The sequence below is a fragment of the Undibacterium sp. FW305-107 genome, from assembly GCF_058788535.1.
Window position 1 is genome coordinate 101,187 of record NZ_JBYTAV010000005.1, and the last position, 12,655, is coordinate 113,841.

15 protein-coding genes are annotated in these 12,655 nt (G+C 48.1%); 12 read left to right on the top strand and 3 right to left on the bottom strand.

Going from position 1 to position 12,655, the window contains the following annotated elements:
- Positions 1–41 precede the first annotated feature (41 nt).
- Positions 42–1,265: a hypothetical protein gene (locus tag AC3WQT_RS12440; protein WP_492704268.1), complete on the top strand. Its 1,224-nt coding sequence runs from the start codon at positions 42–44 to the stop codon at positions 1,263–1,265.
- Between the two features lie 44 nt (positions 1,266–1,309).
- Here AC3WQT_RS12440 and AC3WQT_RS12445 read toward each other — a convergent pair whose 3' ends face one another.
- From AC3WQT_RS12445 to AC3WQT_RS12455, 3 genes are all read right to left on the bottom strand, one after another.
- A complete protein-coding gene (locus AC3WQT_RS12445; protein ID WP_492704270.1) occupies positions 1,310–2,470 on the bottom strand; it encodes an iron-containing alcohol dehydrogenase in 1,161 nt (386 codons plus the stop codon).
- Between the two features lie 64 nt (positions 2,471–2,534).
- A complete protein-coding gene (locus AC3WQT_RS12450) occupies positions 2,535–3,287 on the bottom strand; it encodes an SAM-dependent methyltransferase (protein WP_492704271.1) in 753 nt (250 codons plus the stop codon).
- Positions 3,288–3,331: 44 nt separating this feature from the next.
- Positions 3,332–3,943: a Maf-like protein gene (locus AC3WQT_RS12455; RefSeq protein ID WP_492704273.1), complete on the bottom strand. Its 612-nt coding sequence runs from the start codon at positions 3,941–3,943 to the stop codon at positions 3,332–3,334.
- Positions 3,944–4,059: 116 nt separating this feature from the next.
- Here AC3WQT_RS12455 and AC3WQT_RS12460 point away from each other — a divergent pair, with 116 nt between their 5' ends.
- From AC3WQT_RS12460 to AC3WQT_RS12510, 11 genes are all read left to right on the top strand, one after another.
- Positions 4,060–4,584 (top strand): YceD family protein, encoded by a 525-nt coding sequence (locus AC3WQT_RS12460; RefSeq protein WP_492704275.1) that lies wholly within the window; start codon positions 4,060–4,062, stop codon positions 4,582–4,584.
- A 124-nt stretch (positions 4,585–4,708) separates the two neighbouring features.
- Positions 4,709–4,891: a 50S ribosomal protein L32 gene (rpmF, locus tag AC3WQT_RS12465; RefSeq protein ID WP_008449924.1), complete on the top strand. Its 183-nt coding sequence runs from the start codon at positions 4,709–4,711 to the stop codon at positions 4,889–4,891.
- Between the two features lie 256 nt (positions 4,892–5,147).
- Positions 5,148–6,239 (top strand): phosphate acyltransferase PlsX, encoded by a 1,092-nt coding sequence (plsX, locus tag AC3WQT_RS12470; protein WP_492704279.1) that lies wholly within the window; start codon positions 5,148–5,150, stop codon positions 6,237–6,239.
- Entirely contained in the window at positions 6,236–7,222 is a 987-nt protein-coding gene (locus AC3WQT_RS12475) for a beta-ketoacyl-ACP synthase III (RefSeq protein WP_492704281.1), read from the top strand. The genes plsX and AC3WQT_RS12475 overlap by 4 nt, the downstream gene beginning before the upstream one ends.
- Positions 7,223–7,285: 63 nt before the next feature.
- A complete protein-coding gene (gene fabD / locus AC3WQT_RS12480) occupies positions 7,286–8,227 on the top strand; it encodes an ACP S-malonyltransferase (protein ID WP_492704282.1) in 942 nt (313 codons plus the stop codon).
- The gene (gene fabG, locus AC3WQT_RS12485; RefSeq protein WP_492704283.1) at positions 8,224–8,976 is read left to right on the top strand and encodes a 3-oxoacyl-ACP reductase FabG; all 753 of its coding nucleotides are present in this window, start codon (positions 8,224–8,226) and stop codon (positions 8,974–8,976) included. The genes fabD and fabG overlap by 4 nt, the downstream gene beginning before the upstream one ends.
- 152 nt (positions 8,977–9,128) lie before the next feature.
- Positions 9,129–9,368, top strand: a complete 240-nt coding sequence (acpP, locus tag AC3WQT_RS12490) for an acyl carrier protein (protein ID WP_110253556.1) — start codon at positions 9,129–9,131, stop codon at positions 9,366–9,368.
- A gap of 33 nt (positions 9,369–9,401) precedes the next feature.
- Positions 9,402–10,643 (top strand): beta-ketoacyl-ACP synthase II, encoded by a 1,242-nt coding sequence (fabF, locus tag AC3WQT_RS12495; RefSeq protein WP_492704284.1) that lies wholly within the window; start codon positions 9,402–9,404, stop codon positions 10,641–10,643.
- Between the two features lie 124 nt (positions 10,644–10,767).
- Positions 10,768–11,163 (top strand): protein YgfX, encoded by a 396-nt coding sequence (locus AC3WQT_RS12500; RefSeq protein WP_492704285.1) that lies wholly within the window; start codon positions 10,768–10,770, stop codon positions 11,161–11,163.
- 136 nt (positions 11,164–11,299) lie between these two features.
- On the top strand, positions 11,300–11,902 hold the full coding sequence (gene rpoE, locus AC3WQT_RS12505) for an RNA polymerase sigma factor RpoE (RefSeq protein ID WP_492704286.1): 603 nt from the start codon (positions 11,300–11,302) through the stop codon (positions 11,900–11,902).
- 73 nt (positions 11,903–11,975) lie between these two features.
- Entirely contained in the window at positions 11,976–12,653 is a 678-nt protein-coding gene (locus AC3WQT_RS12510; RefSeq protein WP_492704287.1) for a sigma-E factor negative regulatory protein, read from the top strand.
- Positions 12,654–12,655 lie beyond the last annotated feature (2 nt).

Below are 12,655 nucleotides of genomic sequence, written 5' to 3' on the forward strand. Positions count from 1 at the left end.
CCTGCCTTTCATTTCCATAGCCTGCTTCTATTCTGGTATTTATGCCTGAAAATACTTTTGAAATCGCCCTGCTTGATAATCGCCCCTACTTTGAATCGGCGCTGCGTTATGGCGTGCAAAAGGCAATTATTTCCACCACCAAGATTGCTGCGATTGAGGCAGAAGCCCCAAAAGGCATGGTGCAGATAGCGGATACTTTTGGCAGTAAATACCTGCGCCCGGAAATTGAAGCGGCACGCAAACGTATCGTCAACCTGGCCAGCCTATATCTGATCGAAACCACAAAGGGTGATCTTGAACTGGCCGCCAAGATGATACGCGACAATACCTTTCTGACCTTGTCGCGTGGCGGCTCAGGTTTGCTGAAAGCATTGTTCGCCATGCCGGAATATGCCTTGCTGGGTCATGAAGCCAAGGGTAAGGTAGAAGATTTTCTGGAAGCCTGGTCACTCAAGGAAAAGCCGATTGAGTATAGAAATACTCTTGAACACCGGCAAATGAATGCGCTGGAAATCGAGGCTGGCTACTGGTTTGGTGAAGAACTGGGCTTGTCTGCCAGCTATCTCAAAGAAGAAGATGTCGAAGCCGTGTCAGTAGTCCGCACAGCCTTGTTGCTGCAAATGTTTGGCAAGCCTGAAGCGACACTGCAAAACCAGGTGGAGTTCGCCAGCCTGATAGATGCTATCCGTGCGTATACCGCAGCAAAGTTGAAGAAGGCTTTGTCAGCCATTGATATGGCTGATATCCCTGAGAAATTTCATGCCATCGTTGAGCGCGTACTGGGTGAGATCAAATCCCATGATTTGCCACGCCTGCAAGATAAGTCGGCCTCTCTGGATAAGCTGGTGTATGAACTCAAGGATCGCTATTATTTGCGCGACCACGAAGTGGAAGACACTTCTGAATACGATGCTCTGGTGTCCAAGGAGTGGACGAAATTGACCAAGGGTAAAACCGATATCGATTCGCTGCTGACCCTGTTCGTCTGTATTGTTGGTGGCATTACACCAAAAACGACATTACCAGAAAAAACAGCAAAAAGCCTGGTGAAAAAATTCCGTGATGAGGGATTCAAATCAGAGTTGGCGACGGGCTGGATAAAGACAGCAGCGCCTCACGAAAAGCAGGAAGGCTTGCTGGAGGACTGGAATAATTTCGTGGAAGAGGCTGGTAATTATTTAATGGATGACTGGGATACCAATTACACAGGAGCCATGCGTTTTCTGGATGCGAATTGCCATATCCAGAAAACGGTAAAGAAATAAATTTACGGCCATTCAATCCTGTTGGAATAAATGGCCGCAATTAATTACAAACTCAATTCCAATACCTGACGACTGACGTCCAAAGTCACATCACGCTTTTCACCCAGGCTCACCATGCGATGGGTTTCCAGTGCTGACAGGATAGGTGCAATATCATTGCTGTCAAGCTGGTAGTCGCTGAGACGGGTTTTGACGCCCATTTGCTCAAAGTAATCCTGCATGCGGCTGATGGCTGTTTCTATGCGACTGTCTTCATCGCCCTCATGCAAACCCCATACGCGTTCTGCAAATTGCAGCAATTTTTCCCGTTTGCCTTCCTTGCGTACGCGCAGCATGCTAGGCAGCACGATGGCGAGGGTTTGGGCGTGGTCAATGTTGTGCAAGGCGGTCAGTTCATGACCTATCATGTGCGTCGCCCAGTCTTGCGGCACGCCAGTTGAAATCAAACCATTCAGGGCCATGGTGGCACACCACATGAGATTGGCGCGCACATCGTAATCTTCAGGGTTAGCCAGGGCTTTCGGACCTTCTTCTATCAGTGTCAGCAGCAGGCCTTCAGCAAATCTGTCTTGCACCGGTGAATTAACCGGGTAGGTCAGATACTGTTCCATGATGTGGACAAAGGCATCAACTGCGCCATTGCCGATCTGGCGTACAGGCAGGGTAAAAGTCTTGGTCGGGTCCAACACCGAGAATTGCGGGAAGCAATGGCGGCTGGAGAACGCCATTTTTGCCTTGATGGATTTACGGGTGACGACACCGCCATTATTCATTTCGGAGCCAGTGGCCGGCAAAGTCAGTACGCTGCCAAATGGCATGGCCTTGGTCACATTGTTGCCACGTTTTTCCATGATGACCCAGGGATCATCGCCTTCAAACAAGGCCGCAGCGGCGATGAATTTGGTGCCATCGATAACAGAGCCGCCACCAACTGCAAGCAAAAAGTCTATTTTGTTTTGCTTGATGAGTTCGACAGCCTTCATCAGTGTTTCATAGCTGGGATTGGGTTCTATGCCAGTAAATTCCGTCACCTGACGTGTTCCAAGTGCAGCAATGACTTCATCATAGACACCATTTTGTTTAATGCTGCCACCACCATACAGCATCAACACATGGGCTTCGACTGGGATAGCCTTGTTCAGATCGGCTATGCGCCCTTTGCCAAACAGGATTTGTGTAGGGTTATAAAAATCAAAATTCAGCATGTGCATTCCTCCGGAAAAAATACATCTTAGCGCAAATAGGAAAAATCGACCGGTCGTGCACTTTTTAATTGCTTAAGAATAAGAAAACTGTCGGTTTTTTATGAAAATCAGGGCCTTGTTGCTTGCTTAAATTGGTTTTCCACTCAGCCGCCGTTTTTGTTTGCAGTGATTCCGTGTTGAGGCTCAAATCCGTCGCCACGCAGATCAGCGTAGATCCGTGGCAGTGATTACTCAAGGCTTCCAGCATGGCAGCATTGCGATAAGGGGTTTCTATCAATAATTGTGTTTGCTTCTCTTTTTTTGATCTCTCTTCGAGTTCTTTGATGCGCTTTGCACGCAACGCGGCATCTGTCGGCAAATAGCCATGAAAGGCAAAGCTTTGCCCATTCAGCCCACTGCCCATCAAAGCCAGTAATAGCGAGGAAGGGCCAACCAGAGGGCGTACCTTGATATTGCGTTGATGAGCGAGCCTGACGAGGTTAGAACCCGGATCAGCAACCGCGGGCACACCAGCCTCAGATATCAAACCCACGTCATGACCTTGCAGCAGTGGTTGCAGCAGGCCTTCCAGTGCTTGCGCTGGCGTATTGATATTCAGCTCGCTGATCTGGATTTCCTGCATGGCTTTTTGCAGGGGGTGTGCCTGTGACAGGTATTTCAGATAAGCGCGTGTAGTTTTGGCATTTTCAGCGACGAAGTGACTGAGTTCTGCCGTCATTTTTTGTACGGTGTCGGGGATGATGCTGGCAAGTAAATTAACTTGCTGATCTTCGTTCAGACCCAGGGTATTGGGGATTAAGTAAAGCGTGCCTGTCATGGGGTTTTGATTTTTTATTTTATGAAATGGATAAAGCGATCAATTCAAAGATTGAAGAAGCTCAGGCCGGTATTACGTAGCATGCTGGTCAGGGCAATAAGTGGCAGGCCGGTTAATGCTGTGGGATCGTCGCTTTTGATGCTTTCTATGATAGCGATTCCCAGTCCTTCATTCTTGGCGCTGCCTGCGCAATCGTAGGGCTGCTCTATGCGCAAATAGGCATCCAGTTCCGTGTTGCTTAAGTCCCTGAACCTGACCATAGTACAGATATCCTGAATTTGTAGAGGGGAGGGGGCGTTTTGACGATTGTCCAGGACACAGAGAGCCGTATGGAACGCCACTTCACGTCCGCGCATGAGTTGCAACTGCTTTAAAGCTGCTTCATGATTGCCTGGTTTGCCAATTTGTAGGTCCCCCAGCGTCGCGACCTGATCTGAACCTATGATTATAGAGTCTGGCTGATTTTTTGCTATCGCCTCAGCTTTTTGTTGCGCCAGGCGCAGGGCGGTTTGCTCGGGGCTTTCTCCCGGGTTTGGGCTTTCATCAAGTTCAGGTGCTATACTTTCGAAATTGAATTGCAGTCTTGTTAGCAATTCACGGCGGTAAACTGAGCTTGATGCCAGTATCAACCTGCTTTGCTGCTTATTTATTTGCATTGCGGAAACATTTCCTATGGTTTTCATAGCCATTACGCGAAAAAATCACGCCAATTCTTTGACTACTTAGGTGTAATCCTGTTATTATCGCAGGTTTTCTGGGTTCAAATAATCCTATGCAAGCATTTGTGATTGACGCTTTCACGTTCTCCCGGCTCGAAGAGCAGCGTTCGGGAAGCATTTTAGTCGCAGATTTACCTCGCCTGTCCGAAGAAAGTGCAAGTGCCGAAGGTGCGCTGAACTGGTCTCTGCAGGGTGGCAAAGACAAGCTGGGTCATCCGCAGTTGCAATTATCTGTGGATGGTACGGTGCAGTTGATGTGTCAGCGTTGTTTGACACCATTTGCATTTGATATTGACTCTGAATCCATATTGGTACTCGCCAAAAACGAAGAAAATGCAGATGAAATTGAAGCATTGCTTGAAGATGACGAGATCGATGTTGTAGTAGGTAGCAAAACATTCAATATCATGGATTTGATAGAGGATGAGGCGCTACTGGCAATACCCCAATCGCCCAAACATGCAGTATGCCCGGATCTACCGTTGGCTTCAGCAGATACTACTGCAGCGATTGACGCGGAAGTCGGCAAAAAAGAATCAGCTTTTGCCGTGCTGAAGAAAATTAATGGGCGTACCTAGTGGCATTATTCTGAAAAAACACTCAGGTCGAAGTATTGTTAGGGATTCTTGGTTGCTGATGTTCGCATTCTTCAACCAGGCGTGTTAAATTTTAGAAACATTTTTTGAAGTATTAGGAGTTATCATGGCAGTTCAGCAAAATAAAAAATCCCCATCCAAGCGTGGCATGCACCGTTCCCACGATTTCCTGGTTGCACCGCAACTGGGTATCGAGCCAACAACTGGTGAAACACATCTGCGTCACCACATCAGCCCTAACGGCTTTTACCGTGGTCGTAAAGTATTGAAAACCAAGAACGACGAGTAATCTCTGTTCCTGGTAAAGAAGCGGCGTGACGAGTCTTTGACTTGGCGCCGCTTTTTTGCGTTAACCTATACCCTGACTTGCTTGTTTAATACATTCTTGCGAGATTGAGTGGGTGCTTAATTTGCTTTTTGATTGAATTGTTGTCGGCGAGTCTTTGAATTTTTGAGATAATCCCGCTTTTGAAAAATTAATTCGGGATGATGTCTGTTCCGGTTTGATACACTCGCTGTTTCGGATTGAAGTTTCGTATCACTACATGACAATTAAAATTTCCATAGACTGCATGGGCGGAGATCATGGCCCGGCAGTTACAGTGGCAGCAGCTGTTGCTTTTGCCAATCGCGAACCTGATGTCGAATTTCTCCTGGTGGGCTCTGAATCTATCATTCAGGCCGAGCTGAAGAAGCTACATGCCGGTGCACATACACGCTTAAAAATTATCAACGCCACAGAAGTGGTAGAGATGGATGACCCTATAGAGGTTGCCTTGCGCCGCAAGAAAGATTCTTCCATGCGCGTCGCCATCAATCAGGTTAAAGAAGGCACTGCCCAGGCCTGCGTTTCTGCGGGGAACACCGGCGCACTCATGGCAGTTTCCCGTTATGTATTGAAAACCATGCAAGGCGTGGACCGTCCGGCAATTTGCAGCATCCTGCCGAATCAAAAAAATCTTCCTACCTATATGCTGGATCTGGGCGCGAATGTAGATTGCGAGCCTCTGCATTTGCATCAGTTTGCCATCATGGGTTCTGCCCTGGTATCTGCGCTGGAGGGTAAAGATAAGCCAAGCATAGGTTTGTTGAATGTAGGTGAGGAGGACATCAAAGGTAATGATGTCGTCAAAAAAACGGCGCAATTATTGCGTGCCGATCATGAGCGTGGCCTGCTGAATTTTTATGGCAATGTCGAAGGCAATGATATTTTTGAGGGCACGACTGATATCGTTGTTTGCGATGGCTTTGTCGGAAATGTTACCTTGAAAGCGGCTGAGGGGATGGGGCGTTTTGTAAAAATCACGCTGACTGCAGCCTTTAAGAGTAATCCCCTGAATATGTTGGGTGCCATCTTCGCTCGTGGCGCTTTGAAATCCATCTCGCGCACCATGAATCCTTCCAATTACAATGGTGGTAGTTTGCTGGGCTTGCGTGGCCTTGTGTTTAAAAGCCATGGTAGCGCAGACAAGTATAGTTATGAGTGGGCAATACAGCGCGCATTCGATGCGGCAAAAAATGATGTATTGTCACGCATTGCGACTTCAATGGCGAAATTGATGCCGATTGCAGATGCTGACGCAGTTGCTGAGGTCGCTCCAGACAACAATGAACTCTTGGTACAGAAAACCGCATGACTTTCTATAGCAAAATTATCGGTACAGGCAGCTACCTGCCTCCCAAAAAAGTAAGCAATCAGGAATTGACAGATCAACTGGCGGCGAAGGGTATAGAAACTTCAGACGAGTGGATATTCTCCCGTAGCGGGATTTCTTTCCGTCATTATGCTGAGCCATCCGTGGCGGTCAGTGATATGGCGGTAGAGGCAGCGAAACGGGCGTTGGATGCCGCCAGGATGCAGGTTAATGATATTGACTTGATCGTGCTGGCAACATCAACACCTGATTTTCTGGGGGGCTTCCCCAGTACTGCATGCGTAGTGCAAAACAAGCTTGGCATCACGAATGGTGGGGCCGCTGTTGACGTGCAAGCGGTATGCAGCGGCTTCATGTATGCCATGTCCATCGCTGATAGCATGATCAAGGCGGGCAATCATAAAAACGTGCTGGTGATCGGTGCTGAGGTATTTTCCCGCATCCTGAATTTTGAAGACCGTACTACTTGCGTGCTGTTTGGTGATGGTGCAGGTGCTATCGTCATGTCGCGCTCGGACGAGCCCGGTGTGTTGGCCACCAAATTGCATGCTGATGGCAGCTATGCCAATATTTTATGTGTGCCAGGCAATGTCCAGAGTGGCGTAGTTGAGGGTAGCGCGTTTTTGTATATGGATGGTCAGGCTGTCTTTAAGCTTGCTGTTAATTTACTGGAAAAGGTTGCCAACGAAGCGCTGGAAATCGCTGGTCTGACTACAGATCAGATCGACTGGCTGATACCCCATCAGGCAAACATACGCATCATGCAAAGTACTGCAAAAAAAATGCGCATGCCTATGGATAGAGTGGTGGTCACGGTTGATCAGCATGGTAATACCTCTGCCGCTTCGATACCGCTGGCATTGGACCTGGCTGTACGTGATGGCCGGGTTAAGCCTGGGCATACAGTGATGCTTGAAGGTGTAGGTGGTGGTTTTACCTGGGGTGCGGCCATCGTCAAGATGTGAGTGTCCTGGGACGTGAGTTGGGCAATCAATAATGAATATTAGAGATAAGATTAGAGATAATAAATGACGCAATTTGCATTTGTATTTCCTGGACAGGGTTCGCAAGCAATAGGCATGTTGAATGGCTTTGCTGATAATCCTGTCGTGCAACAAACCATTGCTGAAGCATCTGATGCACTGCAACTGGATTTGGGCATGATGATTAATGAAGGTCCAAAAGAAGCGCTGGATCTGACCACTAATACCCAGCCTGTCATGTTGACGGCAGCCGTAGCTTGCTACCGTGCCTGGATCGCTGCAGGTGGTGCAGCCCCCAAGCTGGTGGCTGGTCATAGTTTGGGTGAGTATTCAGCCCTGGTGGCCGCTGGCGTTATCGCTTTTAAAGATGCGGTGCCTATGGTGCGCTTCCGTGCGCAAGCCATGCAAGATGCCGTGCCTGTGGGACAGGGCGGCATGGCCGCTATTTTGGGTTTGTCTGACGAGGATGTGCAGGCCGCTTGTGCCGAAGCAATGGCTGCAGTGTCGGGCGAAGTGGTAGAGGCTGTGAATTTCAATGCGCCGGCACAGGTTGTCATTGCTGGCAATAAAGCCGCTGTGGACCGCGCTTGCGAAATTGCCAAGGCAAAAGGCGCCAAGCGCGCCTTGCCTTTGGCAGTTTCTGCACCTTTTCATTCATCCTTGCTCAAGCCTGCTTCAGACAAATTGCGCGAATATCTGGCTGGCATTCCATTTTCGGCGCCAGCAATTCCATTGATTAATAATGTCGATGTTGCTGTTGTTAGTGATGTTGATGCTATCAAGGATGCGCTTGTCAGGCAGGCTGCCAGTCCGGTACGTTGGGTCGAAACTATTAATAAGATGCATGCCGATGGCATCACGCATGTGATTGAATGTGGTCCAGGCAAGGTCTTGACTGGCCTGACGAAGCGTATTCAGGCTGAATTGACGGGCGACACTGTATTTGATCAGGCAAGTTTAGAAAAAGTATTGGAACTCTTGAAATGACTCAACAATTAGAAAATCAAGTGGCGCTGGTTACTGGCGCATCCCGCGGTATTGGCAAGGCAATTGCTATTGGTCTGGCCAAGGCCGGTGCTAAAGTTATAGGTACTGCAACAACAGAATCTGGTGCGGCAGCAATTACTGCGTATCTTGAAGAAGTAGCGCCTGGCTCAGGTAAGGGCGTAGCTTTCAATGTCAATGATGTAGAGCGTACTGCAGGTCTGGTCGATGAAATCCAGAAAGAATTTGGCAGCCTGTCTATCCTGGTCAATAACGCTGGAATTACCCAGGATCAACTGGCCATGCGCATGAAGGAGGAGGAGTGGGATAGCGTCATCACTACCAATCTCACTTCAGTCGCACGTTTATCCCGTGCTGTATTGCGTGGCATGATGAAGGCCAAGCATGGCCGCATCATCAATATTACTTCCGTAGTGGGCTCTTCTGGTAATCCTGGGCAAATGAACTATGCTGCTGCCAAGGCCGGTGTGGCTGGCATGAGCCGTGCATTGGCCAGGGAAATAGGCAGCCGCAATATTACAGTGAACTGTATTGCCCCTGGTTTTATCGATACTGACATGACCAGGGCCTTGAATGAGGACCAAAAAGCGGCCATTTTGCAGCAAATCCCACTCGCCAAACTTGGTCGTCCGGAAGATATTGCCGCAGCAACAGTGTTTTTGGCATCACCAGATGCAGGGTACATCACAGGAACGACACTGCACGTGAATGGCGGGATGTACCTCGCCTAATCATTTTGTTGATTTTTATAGGCAACTTCGACGAAAATAGCAGGAGTTGTTGCCGGGGATCAGAGGCTTGCTTTTTTTGCTCACAAACCTGCTAAAATGCGCGCACCTTTCTGTAGGCCCTTATTTTTTTGATTTTTTCACTGGAGACACACATGTCCGATATCGAACAACGCGTTAAGAAAATCGTCGCTGAACAACTGGGCGTCGCTGAAGCTGACATCAAAATCGAATCTTCTTTCGTAGATGATTTGGGTGCAGACTCTTTGGACACAGTTGAACTGGTGATGGCACTCGAAGACGAATTCGAAATGGAAATCCCTGACGAACAAGCTGAGAAAATCACTACTGTTCAACAAGCGATTGACTACGCTAAAGCCCATCTGAAGGCTTAATTAGTCGAATTTTTTCAAATCCAGGAGAAACGCTTGAGTCGTTCGCTTAAACGTCGAGTCGTTGTAACCGGGCTCGGTTGTATTTCGCCAGTCGGCAATACTGTTGCAGATGCCTGGAGTGCCATCACTTCAGGTAAATCCGGAATTGCAACGATTACCAAATTTGATGCAACTCCTTTCACTACACATTTTGCAGGTGAGGTGAAGGGCTTCAATGTCGAGGATTATATTCCGGCAAAAGAAGCGCGCAACATGGACACCTTTATCCACTACGGCATCGCCGCAGGGATGCAGGCGTTTCAAGACTCTGGTCTTGCCGTCACCGAAGAAAATGCCGACCGTATTGGCGTCATCGTAGGTTCAGGTATTGGCGGTTTGCCGTTGATAGAGGAAACCAAGGAAACCTTGATAGCGCGTGGACCACGCCGTATCAGTCCTTTCTTTGTACCAGCCTCGATCATTAATATGATTTCTGGCAATCTGTCGATCAAGTATGGTCTGAAAGGGCCTAATCTTGCGATCGTGACAGCTTGTACCACTGGCCTGCATTGCATAGGTTCCGCTGCTCGCATGATTGAGTATGGCGATGCTGATGTGATGATCGCCGGCGGTGCAGAATCGACGATTTCTCCTCTGGGTCTGGGTGGTTTTGCTTCAGCAAGGGCGCTCTCCACCAGAAACGACGATCCGGCGACGGCTTCCCGTCCTTGGGATAAAGACCGCGATGGCTTTGTTCTGGGTGAAGGTGCTGGTGTCATGGTTCTGGAAGAATATGAACATGCCAAGGCGCGTGGTGCAAAGATTTATGCTGAAGTCATTGGTTTTGGTATGAGCGCTGATGCTTATCACATCACTACGCCAACCATGGATGGTCCGCGCCGCAGTATGATCAATGCCATGAAAGATGCTGAGATTAACCCTGAGCAAATCAGTTATCTGAATGCGCATGGCACGTCTACATCAATTGGTGATCAGAACGAGACGGATGCAATCAAGGCGACTTTTGATGATCATGCATACAAGATGACCATCAATTCGACCAAGTCGATGACGGGGCATTTGCTGGGTGGCGCTGGTGGTCTTGAATCTTTGTTTACGGTTCTTGCTCTGCACAATCAGGTTTCACCACCTACCATGAATATCTTTAATCAGGATCCAGGATGTGATCTTGATTATTGTGCGAATACCGCACGTGATATGCGCATAGATTATGCAGTGAAAAATTCGTTTGGCTTTGGCGGAACGAATGGTACGCTGATATTTGCAAAAGTCTGATTTTTAAAAAATTAGCCTTGGCACTTCATTTCAAGCGAAATGAAGTGCCATTTTTTTTACCATGACGATAGCACTGCATATTGTTACCCGTGCTTCACGCATACTGCAATTGGCATGCTTATGCATGCTGGTACTGGCGCATCTGAGCATCCTGTTGCTGGTGAAATCAAGCTCAGTGCCAGCCTATGTCATCTACCTGATTATCAGCAGTTCATTTTGCAGCAGCGCTTACCTTGTTTCCAGACATTGGCAACACATCCAGCAAAGCAGGCAGTTGAGTATTTCTGCGACAGGGGAGATGATACTTCACCTGAAAATACAGCAAGAGGTGCAGTTAACGAGGCTGAATGTGCATTTAAGTCACAAAAGTCGTATTTGGCCATACTTTTTATCAATTTTTTTACTTGATGAAGCGGGCAAGGAACATAAGTTGCTTATACTGCCAGATTCGTTGAGCCCTGCTGCATTCCAGGCATTGAGGGTTAGTTTGATATGGATTGGACAACATCAAGCAAACTGACATGAAATTTACTTCTGCCAAAGGAACTTTTAGGATTCACGCGGACTCTGACAGTATATAGATCGCGTATGTTGACGGTAATAACATGCATTTGGGATGGGCTTTTCTCGTTCCATGCAAATTTAGGAATGAATGAGTGACGACAGAACGCGAAATTGATCAGCTATTGGTTGAGCGCGTCCAGCGTGGTGACAAAAAAGCATTCGAGCTTCTGGTTTCCAAATACCAAAGGAAACTAATGCGGCTCGTGTCCCGGCTCGTCTACGATCATGCAGAAGCGGAAGATGTAGTGCAGGAAGCATTTATCAAGGCATACAGAGCATTACCGAATTTTCGTGGCGATTCCGCTTTTTATACCTGGTTGTACCGTATCGGGGTAAATACAGCGAAAAACCACCTGGTCACCCAAGGGCGCAGGGCTCCCACGTCAACAGAAGCTGATGTGGATGAAGCAGAGTCTTTTGTTGATGCAGATGGCTTAAGGGATATCAATACGCCAGAGTCCCTGTTGGCAAGCAAGCAGATAGCAGAAACGGTGAACTCAGCCATGTCGACTTTGCCAGAGGAATTGCGTAATGCAATTACCCTGCGCGAGATAGAAGGCTTGAGCTACGATGAAATTGCAGAAGTCATGCTTTGTCCCATAGGGACGGTGAGAAGCAGGATATTCAGGGCGCGTGAAGCGATAGCCGAGAAATTGCGCCCCTTGTTGGGTACTACACTGGAACAACGCTGGTGAACGCTGGTCAAAGCTTGTATCGAACAAAACGCAGTACAAACGAATTCAAAAATAGTGGTAAAAGGTGAAAATTATGAACAAAAGCACAAATCAACACGAGAGTATCTCAGCCATGGCAGATGGCGAATTGAGTGATGCTCAGCTGGATTCCCTGCTTGCGAGCTTAAATGAAGCAGAAAGCAAAGATGCATGGGAAATTTATCACCAGATAGGTGATGTGCTTCGTTCAGAAGAATTGGCAGTTACTTTCAGTGCAGATTTTTCTCGGCGGTTTTCTGAAAAACTGAATGCCGAGCCTGTTGTACTGGCGCCAACAGCCATGCAAAAAAGCAGCGGGCAGGATAATCAGGGCAGGCAAAGGAAGCAAAAATTCCTGGGGGCTTACGCAGCCGTCGCTGGTATGGCTGCCGCAGCGGTGTTCGCCTTTGTCATGATCCCGCAATTGCAGTCTTTTCAGACTAATCCCGATGCAGCGAGTCAAATCAGCAGCAAGGCTGCAAGTTCAGGCAATGTACAGCTAGCCAATCATACCGAAAACCCTGGCGTGAATACGCTGGCAGTGAATGAGCCTGTCAAACAAGCTTCTCAGCTTATGTCAGGCAATGATAAAAAGCCGGTAGAAATCGATATGCTGCGCGATCCACGAATTGACAGCTATCTGATGGCGCATCAGCGCTTTTCTCCCGCAATCAATAACGGAGCACAATACGTTACGCACGCTAACGCCGTTTCATCTGCTTCGGAAAAATAAAT

What these genes read in the sequence shown, in the direction of transcription:
- AC3WQT_RS12455 (WP_492704273.1), bottom strand. Translation starts at nt 3,943, where the DNA reads ATGCAAATAAATAAGCAGCAAAGCAGGTTGATACTGGCATCAAGCTCA.
- AC3WQT_RS12450 (WP_492704271.1), bottom strand. Translation starts at nt 3,287, where the DNA reads ATGACAGGCACGCTTTACTTAATCCCCAATACCCTGGGTCTGAACGAA.
- AC3WQT_RS12445 (WP_492704270.1), bottom strand. Translation starts at nt 2,470, where the DNA reads ATGCTGAATTTTGATTTTTATAACCCTACACAAATCCTGTTTGGCAAA.
- acpP (WP_110253556.1), top strand. Translation starts at nt 9,129, where the DNA reads ATGTCCGATATCGAACAACGCGTTAAGAAAATCGTCGCTGAACAACTG.
- fabG (WP_492704283.1), top strand. Translation starts at nt 8,224, where the DNA reads ATGACTCAACAATTAGAAAATCAAGTGGCGCTGGTTACTGGCGCATCC.
- plsX (WP_492704279.1), top strand. Translation starts at nt 5,148, where the DNA reads ATGACAATTAAAATTTCCATAGACTGCATGGGCGGAGATCATGGCCCG.
- AC3WQT_RS12510 (WP_492704287.1), top strand. Translation starts at nt 11,976, where the DNA reads ATGAACAAAAGCACAAATCAACACGAGAGTATCTCAGCCATGGCAGAT.
- AC3WQT_RS12440 (WP_492704268.1), top strand. Translation starts at nt 42, where the DNA reads ATGCCTGAAAATACTTTTGAAATCGCCCTGCTTGATAATCGCCCCTAC.
- rpmF (WP_008449924.1), top strand. Translation starts at nt 4,709, where the DNA reads ATGGCAGTTCAGCAAAATAAAAAATCCCCATCCAAGCGTGGCATGCAC.
- AC3WQT_RS12460 (WP_492704275.1), top strand. Translation starts at nt 4,060, where the DNA reads ATGCAAGCATTTGTGATTGACGCTTTCACGTTCTCCCGGCTCGAAGAG.
- AC3WQT_RS12500 (WP_492704285.1), top strand. Translation starts at nt 10,768, where the DNA reads ATGCTGGTACTGGCGCATCTGAGCATCCTGTTGCTGGTGAAATCAAGC.
- fabD (WP_492704282.1), top strand. Translation starts at nt 7,286, where the DNA reads ATGACGCAATTTGCATTTGTATTTCCTGGACAGGGTTCGCAAGCAATA.
- AC3WQT_RS12475 (WP_492704281.1), top strand. Translation starts at nt 6,236, where the DNA reads ATGACTTTCTATAGCAAAATTATCGGTACAGGCAGCTACCTGCCTCCC.